We start from the raw sequence: 12,972 nt of genomic DNA on the forward strand, positions 1-12,972 counted from the left end.
CTGGCAGGGTCCGGCTCGCCAGACGGTCGATGACGCTGCAGCCCATGGCCGACTCTGCAGGGCGGAAGCACTTCGCGACTGCCTCAAGGAGCGCAGCCCGCTCAACGTGGTGCGTCATCGACGCGGTCGAGGACGATCTCCGGCTCGCTCAGGAGGCCGAGGCCGAGGGAGTCCTTGGGTAGGAGCCGCGGACGTCGAGGAAGGTGTCGACGGTGTACGTGCCAGGCTTCACCCGCAGTTCGAGCGTGCCGGACTCGCCGACCGCGGCCGGGAAAAGGGACGGACGCCCGCAGCGAGCTGTTGGACACCCAGGTAGGCGGGGGGCGGAGCCAGTGGCGGTGACGTTCGCGGTGATGGCGGCGGCCACGTCGACCCGGCCGGCGCGCCGAGCGCGTACGACGAGTCGGCCAGCGTCTTCGACGAGGACATCAGGGCGCTCTTGAGGTGCTGCCCGGTCCAGTCGGGGTGCTGCTCGGCGAGGAGGGCGGCGACACGACGCGGTCATGGCCGCGGCCCACGGCATCCGGATGACCGCGCACTGGCAGGGTCATGTCGCCGGCGAAGCGGTGGGCAGCATATTCCACTAGATGGACGGCACGTCTCCGTGTACGGCCGGCTGTCCTGCGCCGCCGCCCGTGGGGCGACGGCGGTGACGGTGACTGCGCAGGTCGCGGCCGCGGCGGCGACGAGGCGCAGCGGGATGCGACGACGTGCGGGGACTCGGCTCATGGTTTCTCCTGGACTGGGGGCGGCGGCGTGTCCACGTCCGCTACGGGGGTACGGCGCCGGGGAATTCGCAGGTGCCGGGCGGTGGGGACGACCCGGGAAACAGATTGTTATCGATGACATGTGACAGCGATGACATCCGCTGGGGAGTGATGATGTGCGGGCTCGGGGCGGCGCGTCAATGGCCTGGAGTGAGTTCGTCCGGACCGCCCGTTCAGCCGGTGATGAGTCCGGCCGTGGGTGCGGGCAGCCGCAACTGGCCGGCCCACGGCGGGTTCGGCCCGACGACGCCGCAGGTCAGCGCCGCCACCCGGGAGGCGAAAGCGCAGGCGTCGAAGACGTCGTCAACCCGCAGATCCGTCAGCCGCCCACCGAGGAGCCCCTTGGCGCCGAGATGATGCAGGAACCCCGCGGTGAAGGAGTCGCCCGCGCCGACGGTGTCGACCACGTCGGTCGGGTGCGCCGGTACGGCGACCCGCTCGCCGTCCAGGGAGGCGACCGCGCCGCGCTCCCCGCGGGTGATCACGACGAGTGGGACGCCCGCCGCGTGCCAGGTGTCGCATGCTCGCTCGATCGCGTACCCGGGGAGCAGCAGCTCCAGATCGTCCTCGCTCAGCCTGAGGATGTCCGTGAACGCGCACCAGCGCGGCAGGCGTTCGCGGTAGACCTCGGGCCCCACGAGCAGCGGCCGGACGTTCGGGTCGACGGAAATCGTGGCCGTGGCGGAGGCTCGGGCGAGGAACTCCTCCACGACCGCGCCGCCGGGCTCGCGCACCAGGGCCAGGGAGCCCGAGTGCAGGCAGGCCATGGAGGTGAGGTCCGTCGCGGCGAGTTCGTCCGCCGTCCACTGCCAGTCCGCGGTGCCCTGGGCATGGAAGGAGTACGCCGCCCGGCCCTGGGTGTCGAGTTCGGCGACGGCCAGCGTGCTCGGCTCGGCCGCGCGTATGGCAACCGTGAGATCGACACCCGAGGCGTCGAGGTGATCGCGGAACAGGCGGCCGAAGACGTCGTCGGACAACCGTGCCAGAAAGCGGGCGGACGTGCCCAGCCGGGCGAGCGCCACAGCCGTGTTCGCCGGACCACCCCCCGGCAGGACCCGCAGGGCAAGCTCGCCCGGCGTGGGCGCGGGGACGGTGAAGGCGTCCGCGACGCATTCTCCGAGGACGGTGACCAGGGGCAGGCGCATGGATCATCTCTCCAGATGGGCAGCGCGAGAAGGCTGCGTTCGCAAGGGACTTGAGGAAGCTCACGGAAAGCACAGCTCTCGGCGTGAGGCGGCACGGCCAGCGTTGCCGACTTGTGACGGCGTCAAGGCATTGACGTTTCCGGGTGACGGAGTCCATCATCCTCCGCAAGCAGTGTCAACGATGACATCAGTCAACGATGACATTCCCACGGCACCTTGACAGCGGCAGCCCCTTGGCGCCGCAGCCCTTTCGATCCGCGCGGCCGTTCAGCCTCGTCCAGCAGGAGATCAGCATGCTTCGCAGAAACCGCGCCATCCGCGCCTCCGTCGGATTCACCGCTTTCGCCGCCGTCTCGGCGCTGACCCTGACGGCCTGCGGCTCCGGCGCGCAGGGAGGCTCCGGCGGCGGAACCAAGGTCGGGCTGATCACCAAGACCGACACGAACCCGTTCTTCGTGAAGATGAAGGAGGGCGCCGAGCAGGCCGCGAAGGACAACGGCATCGAACTCGTCAGCGCGGCTGGAAAGTTCGACGGCGACAACGCGGGACAGGTCGCCGCGATCGAGAACATGCTCAGCTCCGGCGTGAAGGGCATCCTCATCACGCCCAACGACTCCAAGGCGATCGTTCCCGCCCTCGCAAAGGCACGCGCCAAGGGCGTCCTGGTCATCGCACTCGACAGCCCGACCGAACCGCAGGACGCCACCGACGCCCTCTTCGCCACCGACAACGTCAAGGCGGGCGACCTCATCGGCCGCTACGCCAAGGCCGCCATGGCCGGCAAGGAGGCGAAGATCGCCACTCTGGACCTCGCGCCCGGCGTCGCGGTGGGTGTTCAGCGCCACCAGGGCTTCCTCACGGGCTTCGGCATAGCGGAGGGTGATCCTTCGGTCGTGTGCATGCAGGACACCGGCGGCGACCAGGCCAAGGGCCAGACCGCGATGGAGAACTGCCTCCAGAAGTCCCCGAACATCAACGTCGTCTACACGATCAACGAGCCGGCCGCGCTGGGCGCCTACACCGCGCTGAAGGCGAGGGGCCTGGAGAGGAAGGTGCTGGTCGTCTCCGTCGACGGCGGCTGCATCGGCACCAAGGCCGTCAAGGAAGGCAAGATCGCGGCGACTTCGCAGCAGTACCCGCTCCAGATGGCCTCCCAGGGCGTCAAGGCCGTCGCCGACTTCGCCAAGGGCGGCAAGAGGGCCTCCGGCTACACCGACACCGGCGTCACCCTCATCACCGACGCGGCCCAGCCGGGTGTCGACGCCAAGGACACCGCGTACGGCCTGGAGAAGTGCTGGGGCTGACCCCCGGCATCAGCGCGCGCCGCGGAACAGCCCTCCGGCACGCAGCCCCTGACGAACGAACCCCGCTCCGCCGACCATCAACCACCGGCAAGGACCACCATGACTGCCACAGCCCTGCCCTACGACCAGCTGAAAGGACCGACCACGGTCCGTCGGCTGCTCGCCACACCGACCACGGGCCCACTCGCCGCACTGTTGCTGGCCTGCGTCTTCTTCTCCCTGACGACCGAGCAGTTCCTCTCCGGCGGCAACTTTTCGCTGATCGTCCAGCAGGTCATGGTCGTGGGCACGCTGGCCATCGGTCAGACCCTGATCATCCTCACCGCCGGCATCGACCTCTCCTGTGGTGCCGTCATGGCGTTCGGCAGCATCGTCATCGCCAAGACGGCTGCCCAGGGGGGTCTGCCACCACTCGCCGCGATCACTCTGGGCCTGGTCGTCTGCGCGGGTTTCGGCCTGGTCAACGGCCTGCTGGTGCGGCTGATCCCACTCCCGCCGTTCATCGTCACCCTCGGCATGCTGAACGTGGCGTTCGCCCTGACCCACATCTATTCGGCCGAGCAGACGATCACCAACCTGCCGGCACCGCTGACCGCCCTCGGCGAGACGTTCCCGCTCGGCAACACCGACATCACCTACGGCTCGCTCGTCACCATCGCCCTGTTCCTGATCTTCGCCTACGCGCTGAGCGGCACGTCATGGGGCCGGCACGTGTACGCGCTGGGCGACAGCCCCGAGGCCGCCCGGCTCAACGGCATCCGCACCTCCCGGCTGACCGTAGGGATCTACACCCTGGCCGGACTCGTCTACGGAATCGCCGCACTGCTCATGCTCTCCCGCACCGGCGTCGGCGACCCGCAGGCCGGACAGACCGACAACCTGGACAGCATCACCGCCGTCGTCCTCGGCGGCACCAGCCTCTTCGGCGGCCGGGGGGCCGTCCTCGGCACCTTCATCGGCGTCCTCATCGTCGGTGTGTTCCGCAACGGCCTCCAGCTGATGGGCGTCGCCTCCATCTACCAGACCCTGATCACCGGCGTGCTGGTGATCCTGGCCGTGACCGTCGACCAGATCTCCCGGAGGAAGGCACGATGAGCCCTGCCGATGTCACGCCCGTGCTCCAGGCCCGCGGCCTGGTCAAGCGGTACGGCCATGTCACCGCCATCGACGGCGCCGACTTCGACCTGCTGCCCGGCGAGGTCCTCGCCGTCATCGGCGACAACGGCGCCGGCAAGACGAGCCTGATCAAAGCCCTCACCGGTGCGCTCACCCCCGACGAGGGCGAGATCCGGCTGAACGGCGAACCCGTCCGGTTCACCGGACCGCAGAGCGCCCGGCAGTATGGCATCGAGACCGTCTACCAGGACCTGGCCGTCGCCGCCTCCATGGACATCGCCTCCAACATGTTCCTCGGGCGCGAACTACGCCGGCCGGGCTTCCTCGGCGGCGCGCTGCGCATGCTCGACAAGAAGCGCATGCGCCAGGAGGCAGCGGTTCACATGGCCGACCTCAAGATCGGACTGCGGTCGCTGACGCAGCCGGTGGAGACACTCTCCGGCGGTCAGCGCCAGGCCGTGGCGGTCGCGCGCTCCGTCGCCTGGGCCAAGAGCGTCGTCGTGATGGACGAGCCCACCGCCGCGCTGGGCGTCAAGGAGTCGGGGCAGGTACTCGACCTGATCCGCCGGGTCCGCGACAAGGGCATGCCCGTGGTCCTGATCAGCCACAACATGCCGCACGTCTTCGAGATCGCCGACCGTATCCACGTCCACCGACTCGGCCGTCGCGAGGCGCTGATCAAGCCGTCCGACCATTCCATGGCGGAGGTCGTCGCCATCATGACGGGGGCGCTCAAGGTGAACGACGATGGAGGTACGGTCGTTGCCGACGCGGATGCCGCCCAGGCGGCAGGCGTGTCCGCCCACTGAGTCGCCGCAGGGGCAACGCCGCGCAGACCACAGGGTCGCCGCACGGTCAGGACAGCGGGCCCGGCCCTGGGCGAGGGTCGGGCCCGACGAACGCACAGGAACGGTGGTACATGGCCGCGAACCGCCGCCCCACGCTGGCCGATGTGGCCAGGGAAGTGGGCGTCAGCGCCAAGACGGTGTCCCGGGTGCTCAACGAGGACGGGCCGAGTTCCCCGCAGACCCGCGAGCGCGTGCTCGCAGCGGTCGCGAAGCTCGGATTCCAGCCGAACCTGATGGCCCGCAACATCCGTGTCGGGGGCCCCGACACCACCGTCGGCCTGGTCGTGCCCGACCTCGGCAACCCCTTCTTCGGAACCGTCGCCGGCGGCATCGAGGACGCCGTGCGCAGCCGGGGGCTCACGCTGCTCATGGGCTCGTCGGCCGAAGATCCGGACCAGGAACGGACGCTGATCCAGACCTTCCTCGCCCGGCGCGTCAGTATGCTGATGGTCGTCCCCTCGTTCGGAGCCGATCACACTCACCTCAAGGCATCGCGCGCGGCCGGTCTGCCGGTGGTGTTCCTCGACCGGCCGGGAGTCGGACTGTCCGCCGACTGCGTGGTCAGCTCAAACCGGACCGGCGTCCACGAGGGCGTCTCCCACCTCATCGCCCGCGGCCACCGCCGGATCGGTTTCGTCGGAGACCTTCCCGCCAAGCTCTACACCCAGCGCGAGCGGCTCGCCGGCTACCGCTCGGCACTCGCCGAGGCCGACCTGCCCTACGACCGGACCCTGGTGACCGGCGCCCACGACCAAGACGGGGCCGCCGCCGAGACCACCGCACTGCTGAGCCTGCCGAATCCGCCCACCGCCGTGTTCGCGGGGAACAACATGATGGCCCTCGGGGTCATCGCCCGACTCACCCGCGCGGGACGCAAGGACATCGCCCTGGTCACCTTCGACGACCTCCCGCTCGCCGATGTCCTCGAACCGGCCCTGACCGTCGTGGCCCAGGACCCGGCGGCCATCGGCGAGGCGGCGGCCAGGACCGCCCTCGCCCGCCTGGACGGCGACCGCACCCGCGCCCGGACCATCATGGTCCCCACCCGTCTGGTGGTCCGCGGCTCCAGCGAACCGGCCCCGTGCCCCGCCGAGCGGGCGCCGGCCGGTAGCTGAGCGGCACGACCCTGGCGCAACTAGGCGCCAGGGCACGTGAGCCGCCGGCTCGCAGCCGCCACTATGAAGGCCGTCAGCTCCGGCCAGAAGCCCCGTCTTGCCACCTGTTCCAACCCCGCTGCCGCCCCTGAGTAGCCTGTCACGAGCGGCGGAGACGGCCCCCGAGCTGCGGTGTCCCTCTTGGCGGGACAGCGCGCGCTGGGGAGAATCCGGTGGGAATGAGGCCTCGTTGGGGGGCGGCTGAGGGGAAGCGGCTGCGTAGGGGGGAGCCGAGGTCATGCCGGAACGCAACTGGGTCGCGCGATAGCCCTTCGTGATCCTCCTGAGGGCAGTGGTCCGTGTGAGCCTGCACCTCGTCTTCAAGGGGCGGCGGGTTCGAGGGGCGGGTCTCAGGCGGCGCTGTATCGCGGCGTTTGGGGGATGTCCGGTTCGGCGCCGGGCACCAGCGGGCCGATGTTGTTGAGAGCGGCGGGGACCACGTGTTCGATGCGACGCTCCGGCTCTTCCCGGCCCCGGTTGCGCCCTCCCAGGCGCAATGCCAGGACGTAGACGGGCTGGATCACGGCCTGCTCCTGCAGACGGCCGAGTTCAAGGTAACCGGACCGGGCCTGCGCAACGGTGAAATCGCTGTCGCGGCGCATGCGCAGGTGGTCCTCGGTCTCGGTGAGCACGTCGTCCAGTGAGCGCCAGCCGGACACCGCCGCGCGCACCTTGCCGACTCGCCTGGCGACGCGTTCGAATCCGGTGAGGCTGCCGTCGGGGCCGAAGTACATGACCACGTTGCCGCCCTGTCCCTCGAAGCCGAGGCCGTCGAGCTGCCGCTTGAGGACGACCCCGACATCGACCACCCGCGGCTCCCTGGGGCTGTGCCCCCGGATGCAGGATGACGCACGCAGGCGCGTCACCCGGAACGGAGTGAAATCGTCCTGCTCCAGGAGTCCCAGACGGCTCGCTTCTCGTACTGCCGCATCGAACGCCTCCGGGTCCGAGATGCGCATGTCGGACGTTCCGTCGTCCACCTGCCATCTCCCGTTGTCCACGCACTGGACTGCGCGTGACGGCCGGTAGACGGTGAGCGTGTGGGCATCGTGCTCCAGCCTCATGGACACCTCGTCCCCGGTCCAGGGGGGTTCCCCTGCCGGAATCGCCATGCCGGCCCGTCTGGCCAACTCGACCGCGTCGTCCAGCGGTTCCAGGGTGTGATCCACGTCGTAGATGTTCGCCGGCGCCATGAGCGCGTCCCAGCGTTGCCTCAGCGTGTTGTAGTCCATTGCGATCGCGTCTCTCGTTGAACCGCGTCAAATTTACGAACGCCACTTCCAAGCCATACTGCGGGACGGCACCGGCCCCGCGGCGCCGTCTGCCAAACGGCCGTTGTCGAGGCGAAATCGCGCTTCTGCCTCATCGCTGCCGCAGGCGATCGCGATGGGCATGTTGGTCTGCGCTCCGGACCGCGCGAACGCCGCGTCAAGCCATGCGCTGCCGACCGGTGCCCCATGGGAGACGAAGGTGGCGAACTCCCCGCCACGGCCGGTGTCGAAACCGGCGAAGGACTCGTCGACGAAAGTACACAGGACGTGCAGCGCCTCAAGCGGACGCGCACTGTCTCCATTGGTCGGGTCGGACCAGACCATGTTCACGCTGGCGCTGACGTCCGGCCCCGCCACTCCACCACAGAGGTCCAGCACCAGCCAGCGCAGCTCCCTCACTCCCAGACGCATGTTGCTGTAGAAGGCGCGGCAGCCGAAGTGGTTCGATGCCAGGGACGCCGATACCTCAGGCAGTCCGTGCCCGGCGTAGTACATGAGCGCGACGCTGTCTATGCCGTCCTCGGTGAGGGACTGGCCGGTCGACGCGACTTCGGGGTGCTCGTAATCCGACGCCCAGGCGTTCTCGTTGGCTCGCACGAAGCGCTTCGTGTGCCCCATGCTCTGCATGGCGGAGACCACCCCGGAAGCTACCGAAGCTATGACTGGAATGGAGACGAACGAGCAGCTGGTCTCGGGGGCGGGCGCCGCACTGTTCCAGTGGACTCCATAGGTGACAGACATGTCCAAGACTCCTTCGCCGGTCCGCCAGGCGTCACAATGGCCCGGACACGATCACCGAGTTGTGCGACTGGAAGTAGCCGCACCATTCCGTGTATCGACCTCGGTTGCATGAGAAGGGATTGGTGACCACGTTGTTGGAGTAGTCCACGTTTCTGGCGGGGCCACTGCCCGGCTTGTGCCCCCAGAATCCCTCGCGGTGCCGCCGGAACCAGTGGAAGTCACGGGTCCCGTCCAGCATGGTCCCGGTGACGAGCGCGACCAAGTGCCGCTCGTAGCCGGCCGGCTGACAGTCACCCCAGACCCGCAGTCCGTCGCGCAGTGCTCCTGTGCGCACTTCGGTGCAGGTCGTTGAGTGCGGGATCGTGTAACCGTGGGCGAATCCGGGTTGGGCGAACGAGTCCGTGCGCTGGTTCACGGCGTAGTTGTAGCAGTTGTTGCGCTGAACGACGTAGAAGTCGTTCCAGAAATCGGGTTCGTAAGGTCCGGCATCGAACGGGCACGCATTGAGACGTTGATCTATGCGTCGGAGCTGTTCTTCGGCTTCGGCCGCGAGTTCGGGGTCGGGTGGCTCCTGCGGCTCGATTGTCTCTACTCCTCCCAGCCCTTCTTCGACAGACCGTCGGATTGCCTGACGTATCGCGTCGCGCAGGACCCGGTAATTTCCCCTCTCTGCCTGATCGGCCGGCTCCGGCATCGTATCCAGGAGTGCCTCTGCCAATTCGGCGCCGGCGAAGGGATCCGCCGCACCACCACCCGCTATTTCCACGGTCGGCGGCAGACCGAGTGACCGGACGGTGTCACTGGCGAAGTCGATCCTCATCCCCCGGAAGTCGACCCCCATGAAACTGCCGGGCGTCTCCGCCAAGCCGGCACGGTGGCGCAGGAACAGCCGCATCAACCGCTGGACCTGATCGGGATCGGTGACCATCCACGACGGATTGGGCCGACCCGAGTAGATTTCGATCGTTACACGGAATGCCATGCCGGTTCTCCTTACCGTTTCCTCATGTACATCGCTGTACGTTCCTCATCTCATGGACCTTCCTCGACGTATCGGAACTCCGGTCCGTATGTCATTCCGCTCCCGTCGGGCAGCGGCGTGTCCATCAACGCCTGGGCGGGAGTCTGCAAGTTGATCATTTCGACGACCGCCCGGTTCAGCATCTGCGATGCCACTCCGGGCTGCTCCGCCTGCCATGCACGTTCCAGGAACCGAAGCAGTGAGCTGTAGTGACGGTTGAATTCGGTCAGGTCGTGCTGCACGGCTTCGGAGACGGGCACCCCGCCTGCGGACCAGCCGCCCGCCGGCACCGTTCCCATCCGGAACGTCTGCGGCATGGGAATCTCGTCGCCCTGGAAATCGAACCGTGGCGGGTCGTCCGACACGCGGATCAATTTACGCCCGTGGAAGATCTCTCGGAAGGAATAGAAATGGGCCATCTCATCGGCTGCGCCCGGGAACGGATTCTGTGGTGATGCAGACGTGCCCTCACCTTGTTCCTTGATGACTCGCAGGGCCGCCTCGACATCACCGAGCGATCTGAGCGGTGTGACGTTGTTCCCCACCCCGTGGGCCGCGGACATGTTCCTTGTCAGTTGCCGGGTGCCCTTGATCAGCTCCGGCCGGGAGCGGAAGGCTTCGAGAATCGCCGTGTAGAACGCGCCGATGGACGTGCCCGACTCGCGCGCTTCGACCACAGGGTCCTCGGGCCTTTCGATGCGGGAGTACATGTAGAGCGCCTGCTTGGTCAACCCGGAGAGAAAAACGTCCAGGCCGGGCTGAACGCCACCCGGCAGCGGACCTGGGTACTTCGGCACGAGCTCACTGTCGGCGATGCGCGGCGCATCGCCGATCGTCGTGACCATGTTGCAGACGAGCCCCATGTGTGACATCTCATCGAAGATGATTTCATGAATCGTCTCGAAGACGTCCGATCCCTGATCCACCTCCTTGATCGACCAAAGGCCGCACAAGTACGGCGGAAGCGTCGCGAGCTCCAGCATGACGGCCTGCTGCAGCGCCTCCTTCAGCCAGGCTTCGTCATGTTCTGCCGCGGGCATCTGCATGAGCTCGACGATCGCGTTGCTTCTATATCTGACAGCACCTGACATGAGAACTCCTACGGCTATATCCGCTCGACCATGAGCGCCGGTCAGGCAACGGAAGCAGTCTCATTTGCGGGTCCGGTGACACGAGCCGGTAGAAGTGGTGATCCCGGCCGGGCCAGAACGATGATCGCGATCACGAGAGTATTCGTCTGGCAGTTGCCGGCCCGCATTCAGCGTACCTCCGGCCACGGGGCCCCGCATTCCCGCGACAACCTGCACAAACGCCTCATGGCCTCGCCCGATTCACTGAGCTGAGGACCAAGTTGAGCGTTCTACGATGGGTCCGCCCCGAGGGCGCACCGGACGGCCTCCAGGCTGACAGGGGCGAACGAGTCCCGCATGCTGAGGCGTTCAGGCCAGATTGCAGGTCTAACCGTGAGCGACGTCGATCGCCGATACGGTGCCATCGCCCCTGTTGGCAACATAGGCGCGCTTGCTGTGGGGCTCGAAGGCCACGCCCTCCGGGTGGGACCCGACCGGTATCGTGGCGCTCACGCTGCTGGTACCGGCATCGATCACCCTCACCACGCCGTCGAAATGGGTGACGTAGGCATCGCCCCGCGGATCGAGCGCCACACCGATCGGGCCCACACCGACGTCGATGTCGGCGGCGGCGCCCGTAGCGATGTCGATCGCCGACACCGTCTTGAAGCCGGAGTTGGCGACATAGACACGATGTCTCTCGGGATCGACCGCGATGCCCAGGGGATGCTGCCGGACCGGAATGGTCGCAATGACTTCGTTGGTCGCGGCATCGATCACCGACACCGTGTCGAAGTCGGGCTGCGTGACGTAGACACGGTGGTTCACGGAGTCAACCGCGACGCCAAGGGGGCCGGGGACGTCGATGAAGTCATGTGCAACGGCAGGGAGTGTGCCGCTGATTCCGATCACCGCCACCCTGTGACGGCGGCGGTCGCTCACGAACAGGCGACTCAGGAAGTGATCGACCGCCAGCCCCGCTCCGTGGGACGACGGGTCAAGAACCGGAGGCGGCCCTCCGATGTCGATGGCGGCGATGACGGTGTTGAACCTGTCGATCACCGACACGGACCCACCACCGCCGTTGGCAACGTAGACGCCGAATTGGGGATCGGTTGCCACGCTCTCCGGGCGGAGTCCGACAGCTATGCTGGCGATGGCCGTGTTGGTCAGAGCATTGATCACCGACACCGTGTTGTCTCCGCTGTTGGTGACGAACACGTGGTCGTGGACATCCACTGCCACACCGACCGGATCGGTTCCCACCGGTAGGGTGGCAACCACGTTTGGCATTTCGGTGTTGGACATTTTCACCAACGTCTCTCGTTGTCTCGGAGCCCGGTCTCGAAGCCCGGTCTCGAACACCCGGTCTCGGAGCCGCCCCTTCTCCGCCGCCGTGCCTCTCGGCCCGCCTCACTGCCGCCCACCGTGTCCGACGCTCCCGCTGATTACAGCTTCAACGCCGCTCCCCCGATGGGCAACTCAACAGCACACTGACGGCTTCTCATCGCTGCGTCCGGGCCGGCCTGCGCGGTCAGATCCGTTGATCCACATGCCTGGCCGTAGCTCCCGGAGTTACGTTGTACCGGGGCCTTTCGAACACATCTCCCGAGCGAACGGGGGACCTCCGCTGAGCGCCGCGACCACACCACGGACGAGCGATGCCCACACGATTCGGATGGACCGGCTGCCGCAACACCTCCGCAAGCCATCGGCCGTCATGTCCCGCACGACGGCCGGGCGTTCGCGATGACCACCGACCCGTCGGATCGAGGAGACGGTGCGGCCGTCACGGGCTGGACCGAAGGCTTCAACCACTGCACCGTCGAGTACCGGCTGTAGCGGGTGGCTCAGGCGGCGCGCCTCGGTCGTCCCGGCGGCGTTCGGTGCGGGCCTACGGGGTGGACGCGAGGCCGCGCAGGATGAGGCGGATGCCGAGGGTGAAGCCGCGGGCGTCCAGGGCGGGCAGGCCGTCGGGGTGGGCGGCTGACGCCTGGAGGGAGGCGGCCAGGGCGGGGTAGCGGGGGTGGTAGTCCGCCGGGGGGAGGTTGAAGCCGGCGGTGAAGGTCTCCAGAGCGGAGCCGAGCACGAGGTTGTCGATGGCGGCGGCGGCCTCGGCGGCGGCGGCCGGTGTGCAGCCGCAACGGGTCAGGGCGTCGAGCAGGGCGTCGTAGCCGCGCAGGGCCTTGTCGGAGGCGACCCGGCGGCGGGCGACCAGCGGGATCATGTGCGGGTAGCGGAGGTAGACGCCCCGGTATCCGTGGGCGTACGCGGCGATGCCCGCCGCGCCGCCCGGGTCCGTCAGCGGCCCGAGGTCGATCTCGTCGTTGATCAGCTCCGCGACCGCGTCGAGCAGGTCTTCCTTGGACGCCACGTGGTGGTAGAGGGATGCGCCGCGCACCCCGAGCCGGTCGGCGATCGTACGCATCTTCAGGGCTTCCACGCCCTGTTCGTCCAACAGGTCCATAGCCGCGCGGGCGATGAGCGCACGGCTGAGGAGGTTCTGGCTCGGCCGTGCCATCGGGGGCTCCCTCG

At 67.9% G+C, this 12,972-nt stretch carries 11 protein-coding genes and 1 pseudogene; 4 read left to right on the forward strand and 8 right to left on the reverse strand.

Annotated elements, in window-relative coordinates; all coding sequences use genetic code 11:
• Positions 1-122 precede the first annotated feature (122 nt).
• Both IE207_RS33420 and IE207_RS25210 read right to left on the reverse strand, forming a co-directional pair.
• Positions 123-492: pseudogene (locus IE207_RS33420) on the reverse strand (hypothetical protein); the annotation flags it as partial.
• Positions 493-940: 448 nt separating this feature from the next.
• Complete coding sequence (locus IE207_RS25210) at positions 941-1,912, reverse strand: carbohydrate kinase family protein (protein ID WP_190186580.1); 972 nt, start codon at positions 1,910-1,912, stop codon at positions 941-943.
• A gap of 293 nt (positions 1,913-2,205) precedes the next feature.
• Between IE207_RS25210 and IE207_RS25215 the strand changes: the two genes are divergently transcribed.
• The 4 genes from IE207_RS25215 to IE207_RS25230 all read left to right on the forward strand — a co-directional run bounded on the left by IE207_RS25215 (position 2,206) and on the right by IE207_RS25230 (position 6,295).
• The gene (locus IE207_RS25215; RefSeq protein ID WP_190186581.1) at positions 2,206-3,216 is read left to right on the forward strand and encodes a sugar ABC transporter substrate-binding protein; all 1,011 of its coding nucleotides are present in this window, start codon (positions 2,206-2,208) and stop codon (positions 3,214-3,216) included.
• A 99-nt stretch (positions 3,217-3,315) separates the two neighbouring features.
• Positions 3,316-4,311 carry an ABC transporter permease gene (locus tag IE207_RS25220; protein WP_190186582.1) on the forward strand — a complete coding sequence of 332 codons (996 nt, stop codon included), beginning with the start codon at positions 3,316-3,318 and terminating at the stop codon, positions 4,309-4,311.
• Positions 4,308-5,141, forward strand: a complete 834-nt coding sequence (locus tag IE207_RS25225) for an ATP-binding cassette domain-containing protein (protein WP_190186583.1) — start codon at positions 4,308-4,310, stop codon at positions 5,139-5,141. The genes IE207_RS25220 and IE207_RS25225 overlap by 4 nt, the downstream gene beginning before the upstream one ends.
• Positions 5,142-5,251: 110 nt before the next feature.
• Positions 5,252-6,295 carry a LacI family DNA-binding transcriptional regulator gene (locus IE207_RS25230; protein WP_190186584.1) on the forward strand — a complete coding sequence of 348 codons (1,044 nt, stop codon included), beginning with the start codon at positions 5,252-5,254 and terminating at the stop codon, positions 6,293-6,295.
• Between the two features lie 389 nt (positions 6,296-6,684).
• Here the strand turns inward: IE207_RS25230 and IE207_RS25235 are convergent, their stop codons facing one another.
• The 6 genes from IE207_RS25235 to IE207_RS25260 form a co-directional block, all read right to left on the reverse strand.
• Positions 6,685-7,527 (reverse strand): hypothetical protein, encoded by an 843-nt coding sequence (locus tag IE207_RS25235; protein ID WP_190186585.1) that lies wholly within the window; start codon positions 7,525-7,527, stop codon positions 6,685-6,687.
• Positions 7,528-7,599: 72 nt separating this feature from the next.
• Positions 7,600-8,346, reverse strand: a complete 747-nt coding sequence (locus tag IE207_RS25240; protein WP_190186586.1) for a DUF6345 domain-containing protein — start codon at positions 8,344-8,346, stop codon at positions 7,600-7,602.
• Between the two features lie 31 nt (positions 8,347-8,377).
• Positions 8,378-9,328, reverse strand: coding sequence for a hypothetical protein (locus IE207_RS25245; RefSeq protein ID WP_190186587.1), 951 nt, complete (start codon positions 9,326-9,328; stop codon positions 8,378-8,380).
• 50 nt (positions 9,329-9,378) lie between these two features.
• On the reverse strand, positions 9,379-10,458 hold the full coding sequence (locus IE207_RS25250; RefSeq protein WP_190186588.1) for a ferritin-like domain-containing protein: 1,080 nt from the start codon (positions 10,456-10,458) through the stop codon (positions 9,379-9,381).
• 366 nt (positions 10,459-10,824) lie between these two features.
• Complete coding sequence (locus IE207_RS25255) at positions 10,825-11,745, reverse strand: YncE family protein (protein ID WP_190186589.1); 921 nt, start codon at positions 11,743-11,745, stop codon at positions 10,825-10,827.
• Between the two features lie 586 nt (positions 11,746-12,331).
• Positions 12,332-12,958 carry a TetR/AcrR family transcriptional regulator gene (locus IE207_RS25260; protein ID WP_190186590.1) on the reverse strand — a complete coding sequence of 209 codons (627 nt, stop codon included), beginning with the start codon at positions 12,956-12,958 and terminating at the stop codon, positions 12,332-12,334.
• Between the last annotated feature and the right edge of the window lie 14 nt (positions 12,959-12,972).

It is taken from the genome of Streptomyces cirratus, assembly GCF_014650775.1.
In the GTDB taxonomy this organism is placed as follows: domain Bacteria; phylum Actinomycetota; class Actinomycetes; order Streptomycetales; family Streptomycetaceae; genus Streptomyces; species Streptomyces cirratus.

Excerpts from the sequence above, each read along its gene's own strand:
- IE207_RS25235 (WP_190186585.1), bottom strand. The coding sequence starts at position 7,527 with ATGGCGCCGGCGAACATCTACGACGTGGATCACACCCTGGAACCGCTG.
- IE207_RS25245 (WP_190186587.1), bottom strand. The coding sequence starts at position 9,328 with ATGGCATTCCGTGTAACGATCGAAATCTACTCGGGTCGGCCCAATCCG.
- IE207_RS25225 (WP_190186583.1), top strand. The coding sequence starts at position 4,308 with ATGAGCCCTGCCGATGTCACGCCCGTGCTCCAGGCCCGCGGCCTGGTC.
- IE207_RS25260 (WP_190186590.1), bottom strand. The coding sequence starts at position 12,958 with ATGGCACGGCCGAGCCAGAACCTCCTCAGCCGTGCGCTCATCGCCCGC.
- IE207_RS25210 (WP_190186580.1), bottom strand. The coding sequence starts at position 1,912 with ATGCGCCTGCCCCTGGTCACCGTCCTCGGAGAATGCGTCGCGGACGCC.
- IE207_RS25230 (WP_190186584.1), top strand. The coding sequence starts at position 5,252 with ATGGCCGCGAACCGCCGCCCCACGCTGGCCGATGTGGCCAGGGAAGTG.
- IE207_RS25250 (WP_190186588.1), bottom strand. The coding sequence starts at position 10,458 with ATGTCAGGTGCTGTCAGATATAGAAGCAACGCGATCGTCGAGCTCATG.
- IE207_RS25255 (WP_190186589.1), bottom strand. The coding sequence starts at position 11,745 with ATGTCCAACACCGAAATGCCAAACGTGGTTGCCACCCTACCGGTGGGA.
- IE207_RS25240 (WP_190186586.1), bottom strand. The coding sequence starts at position 8,346 with ATGTCTGTCACCTATGGAGTCCACTGGAACAGTGCGGCGCCCGCCCCC.
- IE207_RS25220 (WP_190186582.1), top strand. The coding sequence starts at position 3,316 with ATGACTGCCACAGCCCTGCCCTACGACCAGCTGAAAGGACCGACCACG.
- IE207_RS25215 (WP_190186581.1), top strand. The coding sequence starts at position 2,206 with ATGCTTCGCAGAAACCGCGCCATCCGCGCCTCCGTCGGATTCACCGCT.